Annotated in this window: 12 protein-coding genes and 1 pseudogene; 9 read left to right on the top strand and 4 right to left on the bottom strand. The window is 42.3% G+C overall.

Annotation, left to right across the window (positions count from 1 at the left end):
* Positions 1–59: 59 nt before the first annotated feature.
* On the bottom strand, positions 60–209 hold the full coding sequence (locus tag V5G28_RS20065) for a ribbon-helix-helix protein, CopG family (RefSeq protein WP_332987936.1): 150 nt from the start codon (positions 207–209) through the stop codon (positions 60–62).
* Between the two features lie 521 nt (positions 210–730).
* On the opposite strand from V5G28_RS20065, the gene V5G28_RS20070 reads away from it, so the two are divergent.
* Together V5G28_RS20070 and V5G28_RS20075 are read left to right on the top strand one after the other, a co-directional pair.
* Complete coding sequence (locus V5G28_RS20070) at positions 731–988, top strand: type II toxin-antitoxin system CcdA family antitoxin (RefSeq protein WP_332987937.1); 258 nt, start codon at positions 731–733, stop codon at positions 986–988.
* A gap of 4 nt (positions 989–992) precedes the next feature.
* Positions 993–1,346 (top strand): type II toxin-antitoxin system PemK/MazF family toxin, encoded by a 354-nt coding sequence (locus tag V5G28_RS20075; RefSeq protein ID WP_332987938.1) that lies wholly within the window; start codon positions 993–995, stop codon positions 1,344–1,346.
* Between the two features lie 244 nt (positions 1,347–1,590).
* Here the strand turns inward: V5G28_RS20075 and V5G28_RS20080 are convergent, their stop codons facing one another.
* Positions 1,591–3,420 carry a protein kinase domain-containing protein gene (locus tag V5G28_RS20080; protein ID WP_332987939.1) on the bottom strand — a complete coding sequence of 610 codons (1,830 nt, stop codon included), beginning with the start codon at positions 3,418–3,420 and terminating at the stop codon, positions 1,591–1,593.
* Positions 3,421–3,837: 417 nt separating this feature from the next.
* Between V5G28_RS20080 and V5G28_RS20085 the strand changes: the two genes are divergently transcribed.
* The gene (locus tag V5G28_RS20085; protein WP_332987940.1) at positions 3,838–4,476 is read left to right on the top strand and encodes a restriction endonuclease subunit R; all 639 of its coding nucleotides are present in this window, start codon (positions 3,838–3,840) and stop codon (positions 4,474–4,476) included.
* An 8-nt stretch (positions 4,477–4,484) separates the two neighbouring features.
* Here the strand turns inward: V5G28_RS20085 and V5G28_RS20090 are convergent, their stop codons facing one another.
* Together V5G28_RS20090 and V5G28_RS20095 are read right to left on the bottom strand one after the other, a co-directional pair.
* On the bottom strand, positions 4,485–5,525 hold the full coding sequence (locus tag V5G28_RS20090) for a sensor histidine kinase (protein WP_332988139.1): 1,041 nt from the start codon (positions 5,523–5,525) through the stop codon (positions 4,485–4,487).
* Between the two features lie 94 nt (positions 5,526–5,619).
* The gene (locus tag V5G28_RS20095; RefSeq protein ID WP_332987941.1) at positions 5,620–6,318 is read right to left on the bottom strand and encodes a response regulator transcription factor; all 699 of its coding nucleotides are present in this window, start codon (positions 6,316–6,318) and stop codon (positions 5,620–5,622) included.
* Positions 6,319–6,771: 453 nt separating this feature from the next.
* On the opposite strand from V5G28_RS20095, the gene V5G28_RS20100 reads away from it, so the two are divergent.
* The 6 genes and pseudogenes from V5G28_RS20100 (at position 6,772) to V5G28_RS20125 (ending at position 15,246) form a co-directional block, all read left to right on the top strand.
* Positions 6,772–6,960, top strand: a complete 189-nt coding sequence (locus V5G28_RS20100) for a hypothetical protein (protein ID WP_332988149.1) — start codon at positions 6,772–6,774, stop codon at positions 6,958–6,960.
* A gap of 24 nt (positions 6,961–6,984) precedes the next feature.
* Positions 6,985–8,100 (top strand): glycosyltransferase family 4 protein, encoded by a 1,116-nt coding sequence (locus V5G28_RS20105; protein ID WP_332987942.1) that lies wholly within the window; start codon positions 6,985–6,987, stop codon positions 8,098–8,100.
* A 55-nt stretch (positions 8,101–8,155) separates the two neighbouring features.
* The gene (locus V5G28_RS20110; protein ID WP_332987943.1) at positions 8,156–9,343 is read left to right on the top strand and encodes a glycosyltransferase; all 1,188 of its coding nucleotides are present in this window, start codon (positions 8,156–8,158) and stop codon (positions 9,341–9,343) included.
* A gap of 521 nt (positions 9,344–9,864) precedes the next feature.
* Entirely contained in the window at positions 9,865–10,983 is a 1,119-nt protein-coding gene (locus tag V5G28_RS20115) for a pentapeptide repeat-containing protein (protein ID WP_332987944.1), read from the top strand.
* Positions 10,984–11,522: 539 nt separating this feature from the next.
* Positions 11,523–14,494 (top strand): annotated as a pseudogene (pruA, locus tag V5G28_RS20120) (L-glutamate gamma-semialdehyde dehydrogenase).
* Positions 14,495–14,811: 317 nt separating this feature from the next.
* Positions 14,812–15,246 (top strand): GNAT family N-acetyltransferase, encoded by a 435-nt coding sequence (locus tag V5G28_RS20125; RefSeq protein WP_332987946.1) that lies wholly within the window; start codon positions 14,812–14,814, stop codon positions 15,244–15,246.
* Positions 15,247–15,352 lie beyond the last annotated feature (106 nt).

The raw sequence follows: 15,352 nt of genomic DNA on the forward strand, positions 1-15,352 counted from the left end.
GGATTTAACAAATTCTGCGGAATTCCCCATCCTCCTATGAGGTGGGGATGGATAGCAGGCTAAAGTTGGGGGTTCGATGCCCCCAACTTTAGCAAATATTCTCTAACGGCTTCTCGTACTAACTCATTGATGGAACGTTCCAATTCTTGACTTGCTTGCTGTAAGTCTTTGTGTTCTTTGTCAGAAAAACGAATATTTAGCGCTTTCATATTGAAAAATAGTACTATTTTAGTGCTATTATAGTACTGGTTGCGACCCACCCACACGGCTGCAAACAACAGGCTACAGTAGCAGTAATATGCTTGCCAAAGTAACTAGCGTGAGAAAAGGGGAAAGAGTAGACCACTGGTACGCATCGGTTACGCCCTGCGGTAAAAGAATAAGCCAAGCCTACTGTACGGGAAAGAAATAATAACTGCCTTGGGAAGCAGGGCGGCTGCGCGGGTTCTAGTATTTGTGCAACTTGCAGTTATCTATCATAGAAAGCGGTTGCGGTGAACAGATAGCTAGATAAAGGTAAACATCACCAGAGACGCTGTGTCAGACTCAGACGAGATTTGGTTCTCGACATCTAGCAATAGGTGTACCCAACAGAGCAACGGCGAGTGAGACGCGAAGCCCCATCCGCCTATGCGGTGGGGTACTTCACAGCCAGTTTATCAAGATAATCATGATAGGATAAAAAGTAATATTTATAATCATACTTTGACTCATATTTTATCTGTTCTAGATGATGACGCAATCTCAACAAAAGCAACGAGTTTCAATTACGGTTGACTCACATCTGCTTGAAGAAGTTGACAAGCTGACAAATAACCGTTCTGCTGCCTTTGAAGAAGGGATACGCCTTTGGTACGCTAAACAAATTGAAGAGCAACTGCGGAAATTTTACGAATCTCGTACACAGGCTGATGTTGATTTTGAAGAGGAATGGGCAACATTTGCTCAAGAACAAATGGAAGACAGCTTAAGGGCAGAGAATCTTTGAATTGATGATGACACAAGGCTATCCACGCCAAGGGGAAATTTATCTTGCTAGAGCATTACCCTCGATAGCAGATACTAAAAAGCGTCCGGTTGTCGTTGTTTCGATCAATGTCCGCAACGAATTGAGCCGCACAGTACTGCTTGTTCCGTTTACCAGTGATTTGAGCACAGGTGAGACACCGACTCGCATCTTGATTGTGGCTGGCGAGGGCGGACTGGAAATAGATTCGCTGGCTATATGTGACAATATTTCAGCAGTCCAAAAGTCGTATTTAGAGCGCGGTCCTTATGGTCAAATGAGTACTGAATCTCTAGAGCGAATTCAAAGAGGAATTCAGATAGCAGTTGGTATTTTTTAGAGGTTATGGTGCAATATGGTTGAGTTAAGAATTTTTAGTGAGATTTGGTGATGTGTAGAGGCGCTTTCATGAGAGCGCGTCTTTACATTGACATCCTGATAACGGTTTTGGTCTTATCTAAACCGTATGGTAAATATTAGATTATGGCGTACTTTTCTTCTATTTGTGGTCGGTTGGAAGTTGAGCTACAAGACTTTGCCAGTGTTATTGATATCGTTAAATCTCTACAAGCAAGTTATCCAGTTCAACATTTCCTAGCATCAGAAGGGCTCACAAAATCATGTAAATTTGCATCCCATATACTGATATAAATAAAATCACAGTCTTGACGCACAATCTGACCCTTCAACGAACCTGTGGAAAAACGGAAATGATCCAATTGACGCTGTTGTACCTGTTGCAGCCCCTGGTTAATTTCTTGTGTTGCTTTATTGCCTAACATTCCTTCTAAAGTTGTCAGCATAACTTGAAAGTCTACAGATTGAGCAAAAGCGACTTCGGTTTGGCGAATGACTCCAGAATCACGGTCAAATAAATAACCAAGCTGGATTTGATTTGGCACTAATACATAACTGACAGCACGAGTATTACGCCAAATACCTCTTGAATCTCGAACTGGTTTACCAAGAACTTGTTCTACACTGCTTCTTGATGTACCAGTAGGAAATGCTGGAACGCGAGCTATGTTACTACTAGTACCGAGTGAGTTTTTACGTGGTGCTGTACGTGTCTTGGGTGTGGAAACTGGAGAATTTTGATTGTCTTTTTCTAGTGGTACCGAAGTGACAGGAACTACAGGAGCAGGTGAGGTAGGTTGCGAAGCTACAGGCGTATTGCGTTTTTTAGAAGTGGAAGCCGGGGATTGTGGTGAAAGTTTTGGATTTGTGGTATTAGATTTGGATGCAGGTGATGTCGCAATCGGAACTTCTGATGCTGGTTTGCGGGTTATAAGGGCGATCGCCAGCACACTCATCAACCCACCCACAACCACACTACTGACGATCCAACTCGGCTTTTGCCAGTTTTTCCTACTGGAATACACAAGTGTCGCTAGAGTATTTTGTGAAGAAGACAATAGCTGGGTTTGCTGCACTGATGGAGTTGTAGGAGATTGGGCTACTGTAGGTTGTGCAGCAGTTGGTGTAGGGGAATCAGCAGCCTGTGGGGGTTTGTTTGGGTTGTAGCCATTGCTATGGAACTGGTGTAAAGCACTGCGTTGGGGGAAGAACCCTCTTTGTAACCACAATGGTCGAGCAATAGCAGACTGCAAAGCACGTAACATTTTACTAGCAGTGGTGTAGCGATCGCTTGCTTGCGGCTTAATTGCTCGATTCAGCACCTTCGCCAAACTTGCAGACACCCCAGAAGCATAATCTTGCCAAACTATTTCCCCTGTTTCAGGGTTGGTTCGGAACTCATGCGGACGTTTACCAGTCAATAAATAAATTGCTGTCAAGCCTAGGCTGTAAATATCAGTCGCGTAAACTGGGCGTCCAATAGCTTGCTCGCTAGGCATATACCCTGGTGTACCCACGACGAGTGATTGAGTAAGGTTTCCTGGAGACACTACTGAATGAATCATTGCCTTGACTGCACCGAAATCAATCAACACGGGCTTACTATTGGAGGAGCGGAGAATGATGTTATCAGGCTTGATGTCCCGGTGAATAATACCTTTGCTGTGAATATAATCCAATACTGACAGCAGACTCAATAAAATTTCCCTGACTACAGTTTCGCTGACTGATCCCTTCGCTTTGACAACATTTGACAGGGTTGATCCTTCAATCCATTCCTGAATTAAATAAAATTGCCCATTTTCTGTAAAGTAGGCAAACAGTTTGGGAATTTGGTCACTACCTTCGCCTAGATACTCCAAGGTTGCTGCTTCGCGTTCAAACCGCCGTTGAATCTTTCCGTAAATTTGAGCATCATGGGTGATTGGTTTCAGTTGCTTAATAACACAGCGACGGCGAGAAGGTACGTAGGTATCTTCTGCCAAAAAGGTTTCGCTAAAGCCACCACCGCCCAGCACCTCGATAACTTGATAGCGATTGTTTAGCAGCGTTGTCATGCTCCGTTAAAAGCGCTTGCCCCCTTAGCGTCAATTGTAAGATGCGTCAATTTCCCCAAAAATGCTGAAACATACATTAAGCAAAAGCTTTTCAGCCTTTATTGACTCTCCACACGGTTCGGCTTAATGCCGTAATGGGTTACAAAATTTGCTTTTTTCTGAAATTTGCTTTCCAACATTTCTGTATAATTTTTAAGCTTATAGATTTTCAGTTAAACTACATTCAATCTAAAGCTGCAACTTAAAAGTTTTTAAACTCTAACTTTTGATAGGTTTTTTTAATCATCAAACATTTGATGTCTTAAGTTACCTGTTTGACTCCAGCCTGCTATTTGCCTTATGTATGTAAGTTTTGATTAATAATACTTTTGCTGATTACAATTTTATTTATAATAATTAATTATAGGAGAATAACTAATGCAAACAAATCTAAATGCAACCAATCTAAGGTTGAAAGATGTTCAACGGCTTTTAAAATTTGAAGAGCATTTGAATAACTCATTTACATCCTTGTTATTATTAAATAATATTACAGAATATGAGCAGCAAGAATTAGAGGAAATTCGCAATGTTTTTCGCGAATATTACTCAGAAGGAAAAATCTCCGAAGGGCAAATAAAATTTCTCATCCTTGCACCGTTAATGAAGTTAGCAGGGTTTTATCAGCCTAGCATTAAGATAACTTTAGAAGAAAATATTGCTGATATCTCCGTCGAAGATGAAGACACAATCATTAAAGGACGGATGGATATTTTAGCTGTTAACAAAACGCAAGGAAGAACAGTAACTACACCGTTTTGGATACTAGTGATTGAATCTAAAAATAGTAGTTTTAATGCCTCCGAAGGGTTGCCACAATTACTTACTTATGCATATACAAGTTTAGAGCAACAAACATCCGTTTGGGGGCTGACGACTAACGGGATGGATTATCAGTTTGTTTATCTCCAGCAAGGAAATCCCCCACTATATCAATTATTACCAAAACTAGATATCACTCGCCCGGAATCGTCAACTGAATTGCTACAAGTTCTTAAAGCAATCCGCCAAGAGTAGTTTATTTCTTACGCCAACGGCAGCGAAAATCGAAACGTACTTCCCTTATTTAGTTCACTTTCTACTAAAATTTCACCTCCTTGCAATATAACTAGACGATGGGAAATAGCTAGACCCATCCCAGAACCACCAGGATGGCGATCGCGAGAACGTTCTGAACGCCAAAATCGATTAAACACAAACGGTAGATCCTCTGGCTTCATACCATGACCTGTATCAATAACTGCAATCCATAACTTTGGAGGTTCGCTCCAAACTCGCACTTTGATAGAACCCATCGCAGTGTAGCGTACCGCATTGCCAAGTAAGTTGACTAGAATCTGCTCTACTCGCTCAGGATCAGCAGATACTAAAGGAGGATTGGGTGGACACTCCAAAAGCAACACGGGACCTTCTTCTAAAAGTTGATCCGAGAACCGTTTCATTAGGGAAAGCAGAAGTGGATATAAATCGATGGGTTGAATTTTGATGGGTAAGTATCCCGCCTCCGCCTTAGAAAGTTCTTGTGTATCATTCACTAACCGACCCAAGCGGGCTGTTTCTGTGGCTAATCGCTGAAACAGTTCTGCTTTTGGTTCAATCGCGCCATCTGCTAAACCCTCTAAATAACCCTCTAGGATTGTTAATGGTGTACGTAGTTCATGGGTGAGATCTCCCATGAGTTCTTGACGGCGCTGTTCTACCCCTTCAAGGTTTGATGCCATTCGGTTAAAGTTTATGGCAAGGCGGTTCAACTCTGGAATTTCACTCTCAGGTATACGGGCTGTCAAATTCCCCTGAGCAAATTGCTCAGTAATTTTCTCCATCTGAATCAGAGGTTGTATAATGTCCTTGACAACTAGGTAACTTAAAGCACCTACTAAGGTTGCGCTTATCAGGACTGACCACAAAGCTCCTTGGTTCCACGCTGTCTTAAACTCCTCAATCAACTGATTACGAATTGCACCCAGGTAAAATCCTTGTGCTTCTAAAAGCGTTAAGTATAACCCAAACAGGTGGTGCGAGAAGAACCAGCCCAGTGTGACTAAGGTACTTAAACCAATCAACATTACAGCAATGTGGCACAACAGGAGTCGCGATTGCGCGAAGCGCAGTGCCTTCGGCAATCGCAGGCTAAGTTTACTCACACTTCGTCCTACATAACTAGTCTTCAAATTTATAACCCGATCCAATTACAGTTTTAATAAAGGTTGGATTAGCTGGATCGGGTTCAATCTTCTTGCGTAGCCGTGCAACGTGGGTGTCAACAACCCGTTCATCACCATAAAAGTCAGTACCCCAGAGTTTGTTAATCAGTTCAGTGCGATTCCAAACTCGACCAGGGGAACTCATAAATGTTGCTAACAATTGAAACTCCAAAGTTGTTAGATCCAAAGAAGCCGATTGATTGGTACTCACAATTTTATTCGCTGAGTGCCGCTCGATATTAATCACAAAGTGTTGGCTGCGATAAATTTGACTCTGCTTACCATGACGTAGTGTGCGTCGTAGGAGCGATCGCACACGAGCTACCAATTCCTTTGGGCTAAAGGGCTTGACCATGTAGTCATCTGCTCCGGTAGATAAACCAACGATCCGATCATTTTCCTCACCCTTCGCCGTCAACATCAAGATGTAAGGGTCTTTAAGGCTTGGTTGCTGTCGAATGCGGGCACAAACTTCCAGTCCGTCCAAACCGGGAATTTTCAAATCTAGGATAATCAAGTCAGGCGGATGCTCTTGAAATACAGAAATTGCGCACAATCCATCTCGACAGTGGCGACAAGAAAATCCTTCCCTTTCCAAATACAGTTGAATTAACTGAGCAATCTCAATTTCATCCTCAACAATCAAAATCTCCATTAGCTTGATAAAGATTTTTTCTGATAACGAGCAATCATAAACTACTTTATCCGGCTACATTAACGAAAAACAAAATTGGAAGCAAGAGCGTACTGGCAGGAGCGCGAATATGTCACACCTGCACCAGAAAATTTACATACTCTTAACAAAGTGTGCAGATTGCGTTAACAAATCTTAGCGAATATGTCACAGGTTCGCCACAGGATTTACACATCTTAAGTCGGAGAAAAGTGTAAATTCACAAATAGCAACAACATAGTTGGCGCAAAGGCTGCGAATGGACAATCTAGTTTTCCACAGCCGTTCCGTTTCCCTTTGACAGGCTTATGTAACAGTTGTATCCCTGTGTCGGTGCATTGATTCCTAATAATTGTGTTTCGTCAAACTGTCAAATTGACTTATAAAAAGCTAATAGCAACTCTTTCTAAATGAATTTCATAAAAATTGTGATGTGTGGGAAATGATCTGATGTTGATTGATGCACGTACTTTACCTACTGGTGAAACTATTGAAACTGAAGTTTGTATTGTTGGTGCTGCTCCAGCAGGCATTACCTTAGCACGTGAATTCAACCTTGCTTGCGGTGGTTGCTTATACCTAGACAAATATAAACCACAGAAATCTTACCTATATTGCAAATAACAAAAGCTGAAAAGGAGCAACATTTTGAGGTACCATATAGCTCTAAGCTATGCATCCAATCTAGAACTGATCGCTCAAAATGCTCAAGCAGGCAAATGTCCGACGGATGCGATGTGGGACATCAGTAAGCTTTTGAAAGCGAAAGTTCATCTACCAATTGCAGACTCATTGTCTCGTCTAGATATTATCCGTTCCAAGATTATAGGCAAACCTCAACACTGGGCGTTGGCACGGTCTTTGTCTAAGCAACTTCACAGCGATGATGTCATATTTTGCGCAGACGAAGACGTGGGCTTTCCAATTGCCAGGCTTTGTGGTGCTAAAGTTGCGCCACCCAAGATTGTTGTCTTTGTCCACAACATCAGTCAACTACAGGGGCGTCTGGCACTCAAACTATTGAATGTGCAAGAGTGGGTTGATTTGTTCCTGACTATTTCCCCGGTTCAAGCTGATTTCCTGCGTAACTCTCTGGGCTTATCACATAAGCGTGTTTGTCAAGTTGTTGAGGCACCACCTACAGACATATCCTTCTTTACACCAGGACTAGCTTCACCCAAAAAGGTGCGTCCAATGATTGGAAGTCGAGATTTACAAAAACGGGATTATCAAACTCTGGCTGATGCAACTCAAGATTTAAATGTTGATGTGAAGATTTGTGCTTTTTCACCTGACGCAAAGGCATTAAAACAGGCGTTGCCAAAAGTTATGCCAAGTCATATGTCGTGTTGTTTTTACGACTGGTGTCAGTTGGTGCAATTTTACCGCGATTCCGACATAGTTGTCATTAGTGTTGTTGAAAATAATTCTTCAGCCAGCCTTAACACTTTGTTTGAAGCAATGGCTTGTCGGCGGCCTGTGATCATCACCCGTTCGTCAGGAATTATTGCCAATCTTATTGATGCAGGTATTGTTACTGGTGTGAATCCTGGTGATATTGTCGGATTAAAGCAGGCGATCGCCAAGCTCTTAAATGACCCTCAAAAGGCTTTTGAACAGGCTCAGCAAGGTTATGAATTAGTAGTTAATCAATTTAATCATCATAAGTATACTCAAGCTTTGGTTACAAAACTCACTTCTAGATTTGGGAGTATCAATCATCCCAATTTGCTCTGTCAGACTAGAACAAACCTTTGTGTGTAGTCTAGAAGTAGTTTTCTGTCAAGCTTTGATAATTATTTAATTTTAGGATGTCATTATGTCAGAAAACATCGCTTCCTCTCTTGGTGAAGCATCACGGGTATTACTCGTGTCAATGCGGAATCTAAAATTTCATGTTTCTCGTTCTGGCTCCTATGAATTTGAGGATGTCATCTGTAATTGTGATACGGTTGATTTAGTGACACCACACTTCAATCCTACTCTTTTTAAGGTAACTAATACCTTAGCTAACTCAGCCGCCAAGCTTTTAAAAAATGGCAAACTGGTAAATTCGTTAGTTAATTATAAATTTAAAGTCGAGAAAAAATACGATTTATTCTTTATTTTTTGCCAGTCAATTCAAGACATTCTGATTTTAAATTCTATACAAGGTTGGCGAGAAAAGTGCCGCTACGCTGTTTGTTGGCTAGATGAGATTTGGTCAAAAGATGTTGATAATTGGCTAGTTCAGCTACAGCTTCTCAAAGACTTTGATTATATTTTCATGAATTTTAGTTCTAGTCTTCATCAAGTTGCGGATATTATCCAGCGCCCTTGTTACTCAATCCCTTATGGCGTTGACGCTATAAAATTTTGCCCTTATCCAAATAATTTTTACCGCTGTATTGATGTTTTAAATATTGGACGACGTTCAAAAGTCACTCATGATGCTTTACAAAAACTCGTAGAACGGGAAAATTTTTTTTATATTTACGAACCTATCAAATATTTATATATGCTAGATTATCGCTACCATAGAAATCTATATACAAATTTTGTGAAGAGAAGTCGCTATATGATAGTTAATCAAGTAAAGTTTGATTTAACTAGTAAAAAGAATCCTCAAGAAGATCTTGGATCACGATTCTTTGAAGGAGCAGCGGGTGGAACAATCATGTTAGGTGTTCCTCCAAAATGTAAGGACTTTACTAAAAATTTTGGCTTGTCAGATGCTGTGATTGAAATCCCATTTGATTGCTCGAATATAGCTGATATAATAGCAGATTTAAATACAGACCCTGAGCGCCAAGAAAGAATACGGAAAAATAATACTGTTAACTCACTCCTCAAGCATGACTGGGTATACCGTTGGGAAGCTATTTTGACAACGGTAGGACTTGATAGCACTCCACAAATGAGACAACGCAAAGCTAATCTACAGAACTTAGCCGAGATAGTCAGTACATCAGCAATCAGCTATCCAGATTTCCCACCATACCGCTTGTCAGTGAGTGGGGGGAATTGACCAATATCTTCTTTGCAAAACCCGCACGCTTGCAGCTATTGGGATGTAGTGACAAGCGTTTTATGAAAGCTGTACAAAATTCAACAACCTTGGTAAATAAAAAAGGCGGTTTGATTTATCAATCAGGAGAATGAATTGAAAATAAGTCCAATACAGTCTACTTAACGATCACTATCACCCCGTTAAGATGCAGAATTGACGGGTACACAAAAAAGCCCACCAAGTATCTACCACGATATGCCAACTTAGTACAGCATTTGATTAATTCGTAACGTTTTTAAACGCAAAGGAGCGCTCTCGGTAAACGCAGCGAAAAGTTCTGCAGGAGGGTTTCCGACCTAGGAAACTTTTCAAGACAAAGGTACACAGAGTCTTCGTTCAAGTTTTCGCTATGAACTTATGAAATTATGTACTTAGAGCATATCGACATCATGCTTCTATGGCTTTTGCTTGTAGGTTAAATCACTAGTCATTTTTGAGCAAATTTAAGTCATTTCAATAAAAGTAAGGGGGTATTGGGCATGGTTTTAGCCAACTGTGAAAAATTGAGTATATATGGGAAGGCCAAGACTGAACTGATTTCGTTAGTTAAGCAAATAACTTGGGTTGGCTTAGGTTTTGCAGTTATCCTGCTGCTTACAAAAGGTAAACCACTAACGTTAGTAGTTGGTATTTACTTATGCTTATGTAGTTTATTTTTTGCTTGGTGCGAAGTGCAGCGGTTCAAGAAGGAGTCGGAAGAAATCTTGATAATTTCTCAAGCTCTCAATCATACAGATTCAAGTGAGGCAAAAAAAGAACCTGAGGGACTTGAGAAAATTATTCATTTGAAATCTCAAGCTCAAGACATTCACAATGTAAACCTCATCTTTGCCAACCTTAAGAATGCTCAACTTGCAAATGTTGACTTTAACTGTGTCTACCTAAGTGGTAGTAACCTCAGTCATGCTAATCTTAGTGGAGCCAATCTAGGGAATGCTAACCTCAGTGGTGCTCAGTTAGTAGAAATTAACCTCAGCAATGCTAACTTGAAGAATGCAAACCTCAGCAGTACTAATCTCATAAATGCAAATCTCAGCAATGCTAACTTAAAAGATGCAAATCTCAGTAATGCTAACCTCAGTAATGCTAACTTGAAAGATGCTGAGTTGAGGAATGCGAACCTTAGCAGTGCCGAGTTGAGTGATGTAAACTTCAGCAATGCAAACCTCAGTAGTGTCCATTTATGGAGTGGAAATCTTAGCAGTGCTAAACTTTTGGGTGCGAATCTCAGCAGTGCTTACATGAACAGTACAAAACTTAAAAAGGCAAACCTTTGTGGTGCTTTGCTTCAAGATGCCAATCTAAGCAATGCCAAACTTCAGGGGGCGAACCTCAGTGGTACTAACCTGTGTGGTGCTAACCTTTGTAGTGCCAATTTGAAGAACGCTAACCTCAGCGACGCCAACTTAGAGAATGCTAATTTGGAGGGTGCTAATTTGGAAGGTGCTGATCTCAGCAGAGCCAACCTCAATGGTGCTAACTTGAGTAGTGTCAGAATTAACCAGGCAACACAGTTGGAGAACAAATGGCTTTTAGTCTGGGAAACTTTGAATCAGGCAAGTCAGGGTTCTCTAGTTGAGTACCAAGCCCATGCGTAAAAGCCAGGAACTTCGTCGTTGACCGAAAAACAAAAGGATACAAGCCCCCAACTTGGGTTATCGACAGAAAAAAAAGCACAAGCTAATTATTCAAGCCCCCGGATTCATCCGTGGGGTCTCTATAGCGGTTCTCACTTCGTTGCAATATAGTTAGAACCCCACCCCGGCTTTGGCTTGCGCCAAAACCGCCCCTCCCCGCTTGCGGGGAGGGGATTAAGGGGTGGGGTTAAAAGCGTACTGCATCCAAACGAAAATCGCTATATTTTGAATTTTGAATTTTGAATTCCCCGTAAGCGCAAAGCGCAGGCTCCTTCATGTGCGCAGCGTCTCCGCTCTTGAGAAGGGGTTCACTCCACCAAACCAGACTACTCGTTTAAGGTAAGAGTTCAAGATCCGCTTCAGGATGCTTGCTAGTTCTGAAGCCTGGAACTTTCATATCCCTGCACTCTGGATGTGGTGGTAGCACAATCAAAAAGCCACAATAGAAGATACAGGCTGTATACAATAAAGCCTTGCCTTGAATAAGGAGTGTGTCATCAGTGGTATTACAAGTACAAAAAAGCACCTACGAAGCAAAAACCCAAGAAATCGCTAAACAACTCCTAGCGGCGACACAGGAGAATCGTTCGTTCTTTGGTGCGTTGCGGGATCAGATGCGCTGGGATGATAAATTATTGGCTTGGGCGATGAGTAATCCTGGGCTGCGGGTGCAACTATTTCGCTTTATTGATACTCTTCCTGCTTTACGTAGTAAACCAGAAATTGCAGCCCATTTACAAGAGTATTTGGGCGATGAGTCTGTAGAACTACCGTCAGCCCTTAAGGGGATGCTCAACTTTGCTAACCCCGATTCTATGCCAGGGCAAGTTGCTGCGACAACTGTTTCTACAGGTGTAGAAACATTAGCTCATAAATATATTTCAGGGGAAAATATTAAACAAGTCATCAAGACGGTTGAGCGACTACGCAAAGAAAAAATGGCTTTCACCATCGATTTACTTGGTGAGGCGGTGATTACTGAAGCAGAAGCGCAGTCTTACTTGGAACGCTATCTAGATTTGATGCAACAATTGGTGGAAGCATCCAAGAGTTGGACAACCGTTCCCTTGATTGATGAAGCAGACGGACAGCCACTCCCAAAAGTCCAAGTTTCAGTGAAATTAACGGCGTTTTACTCCCAATTTGACCCGTTGGATGCTACAGGTAGTGAGGAACGGGTAAGTTCACGCATCCGCATTCTCTTACGTCGTGCTAAAGAACTAGGTGCTGCTGTTCATTTTGACATGGAACAGTATGCTTACAAAGACGTCACTCTGAGCATCCTGAAAAAACTTTTAATCGAAGAAGAGTTTCGCTCTCGTACAGATATTGGGATGACAATTCAAGCATATCTGCGCGACAGCGAGCAAGATGCAAAAGACTTGATAGCTTGGGCGAAACAGCGCGGTTATCCGATTACCATTCGTTTGGTGAAAGGGGCGTACTGGGATCAGGAAACCATTAAAGCAGAGCAGAAACATTGGCAACAGCCAGTTTACAACGACAAAGCAGCGACAGATGCAAATTTTGAGACGATAACTCAGTTATTGCTAGAGAATTATCAATATGTGTATGCTGCTATTGGTAGCCATAACGTGCGATCGCAAGCTCATGCCATAGCAATAGCCGAAAGCTTAAATGTCCCCCGCCGTTGCTTTGAAATGCAAGTTCTCTACGGCATGGGCGATAAACTAGCAAAAGCCTTAGTTGATAGAGGTTATCGCGTCCGAGTTTACTCACCTTACGGCGAACTTCTCCCAGGAATGGCGTATCTAATTCGTCGCTTGCTGGAAAATACTGCTAATAGTTCCTTCTTGCGGCAAAATATGGAGAATCGCCCAGTTGAAGAATTATTAGCACCTCCAGTTCCAGCTTCCCCCTCGCTTGCGGCGCGGACTGAGGCGGGGTTCTCCGGTGCTGCTGATACCGATTATGCTGAAGAGGAAGAAAGAAAAGAAGCGGCTCAAGCTTTCCAAACTGTCCGTCAGCAACTTGGCAAAACATACTTACCTTTCATCAACGGCGAATACGTCCAAACCCAAGAAATTATAGATTCTGTTAACCCCTCGAATTTTAGCGAGGTGGTTGGTAAAATCGGACTGATGAGCGTCGAACAAGCCGAACAGGCGATGCAAGCCGCGAAAGCTGCGTTTCCCGGTTGGCGCAAAACAGCCGTAAAACAACGCGCTGGGATATTACGGAAAGCTGCTGATTTGATGGAACAACGCCGCGCCGAACTTTCGGTTTGGATAGTTTTGGAAGTCGGAAAACCAGTACGGGAGGCGGATGGTGAGGTTTCTGAGGCGATAGATTTCTGTCGCTACTACGCCGACGAAATCGAACGGTTAGACGAGGGTTACAATTACGACCTTGCTGGGGAGACGAATCGTTATATCTACCAGCCTCGAGGAATTGCTGTGGTGATTTCTCCTTGGAATTTCCCGTTGGCGATCGCCACAGGAATGACGGTTGCAGCTTTGGTTACTGGCAATTGTACTTTACTCAAACCAGCAGAAACATCTTCTGTGATTACGGCAAAACTAACGGAAATCTTAGTAGAAGCCGGGATACCCAAAGGTGTCTTTCAATACGTTCCTGGTAAGGGTTCCCAGTTGGTGCTTACCTGGTGAATCATCCTGATACTCATGTCATTGCTTTTACTGGTTCGCAGGAAGTCGGCTGTCGAATTTACGCAGAAGCGGCAATTGTTAAACCCGGTCAAAAGCACATGAAACGGGTCATTGCTGAGATGGGTGGCAAAAATGCTATCATCGTGGACGAAAGTGCTGATTTAGACCAAGCTGTTGTTGGTGTTGTGCAGTCGGCGTTTGGTTACAGCGGACAAAAATGTTCTGCTTGTTCACGGGTGGTGGTGCTGGAACCAGTTTATGATACCTTTGTGCAGCGGTTTGTGGAAGCAACAAAATCGCTGAACATTGGGGAGACGGAGTTACCCAGCACCCAAGTTGGACCGGTGATTGATGCTAATGCATACAGCCGCATCCGCGAGTATATCGACAAAGGTAAGGCAGAAGCAAAAGTGGCTTTGGAAATGCCAGCACCAGATAACGGGTATTTTATCGGTCCTGTTATCTTTAAAGATGTACCAGCAAACGCGGTAATTGCCCAAGAAGAAATTTTTGGTCCTGTTGTAGCGGTGATTAGGGTAAAGGACTTTAAGGAAGCGCTGGAAGTTGCAAATGGTACCAACTACGCCTTAACTGGCGGACTTTATTCCAGAACTCCTTCGCACATTGAGCAGGCGCAGGAAGAGTTTGAAGTCGGGAACTTATACATTAACCGCAACATCACGGGTGCTATTGTGGCACGACAACCGTTTGGTGGTTTCAAGCTTTCTGGAGTTGGTTCTAAGGCTGGGGGACCAGATTACTTGCTACAATTCCTGGAACCGCGTACGGTGACAGAGAATATTCAGCGTCAAGGTTTTGCGCCGATTGAAGGAGCAGATTAAACAATTCACTAGATGCAGAGCATCTCAGACACTAGTTCCCAGCCTCAGGCTGGGAACTAGTTTATCAGGCTTTGGCTCACTTCAAAAATCGAACCGCCAAACCTGCCCTCGAGCGAAGCGAAGGGACGTCAAGGACGCCAAGATATTTTATCTGTGTCCATCTGTGTCCATCTATGGTTCTTATTTCTTAATCTATTGCACTCAATTAAGAACCGCTATAAGTTCCCAGGCTCAGCCTGGGAACTTGTTTATCAGGCTCAGCCTCACTTCAAAAATCTAACTAGAAAAACACAGAGAGTATACATACAGAGAGTTTGATGAGTAATGTTATTGTTAAAGTTGCTGATTCGGAAGAATTTCCTGCGATTCAAGCAATTAGAAAATCTGTTTTTCAGGAAGAACAAGGGGTAGATCCTGATTTAGATTTTGATGGTGAAGATGAAACTTGTGACCAGTTGATTGCTTCTTTAGATAAGGAGTATGTGGGAACTGCTAGGATTAGATATTTGAATCAGACAACTGCGAAGATTGAAAGGCTGGCTGTTTTGCCTATGGCTAGAGGGTATGGTGTTGGCAAGAAAATTATGCAAAAGGCTTTGGAAGTTATAGATAGTAAAAATATTCCAGAAGTGCTCATTCATGCCCAAGACTATATCAAGGCTTTGTATCAACAGTTAGGTTTTCAGCAAGAGGGAGAGCTTTTTGAAGAGGCTGGCATTCGTCATGTGAAAATGAGGAGGAAATTAAAGTAGCTATAGAATCAACCTCTTGCACGAGTGAAAATTATGAAAATTGAACCACAAATGGACACAGATTAAGGTTTTGCCCTGATTGAGCGAGTAGATTAAACAACTCACT

It is taken from the genome of Scytonema sp. PRP1 (assembly GCF_036697665.2).
GTDB classification, from domain to species: domain Bacteria; phylum Cyanobacteriota; class Cyanobacteriia; order Cyanobacteriales; family Nostocaceae; genus Kalymmatonema; species Kalymmatonema gypsitolerans.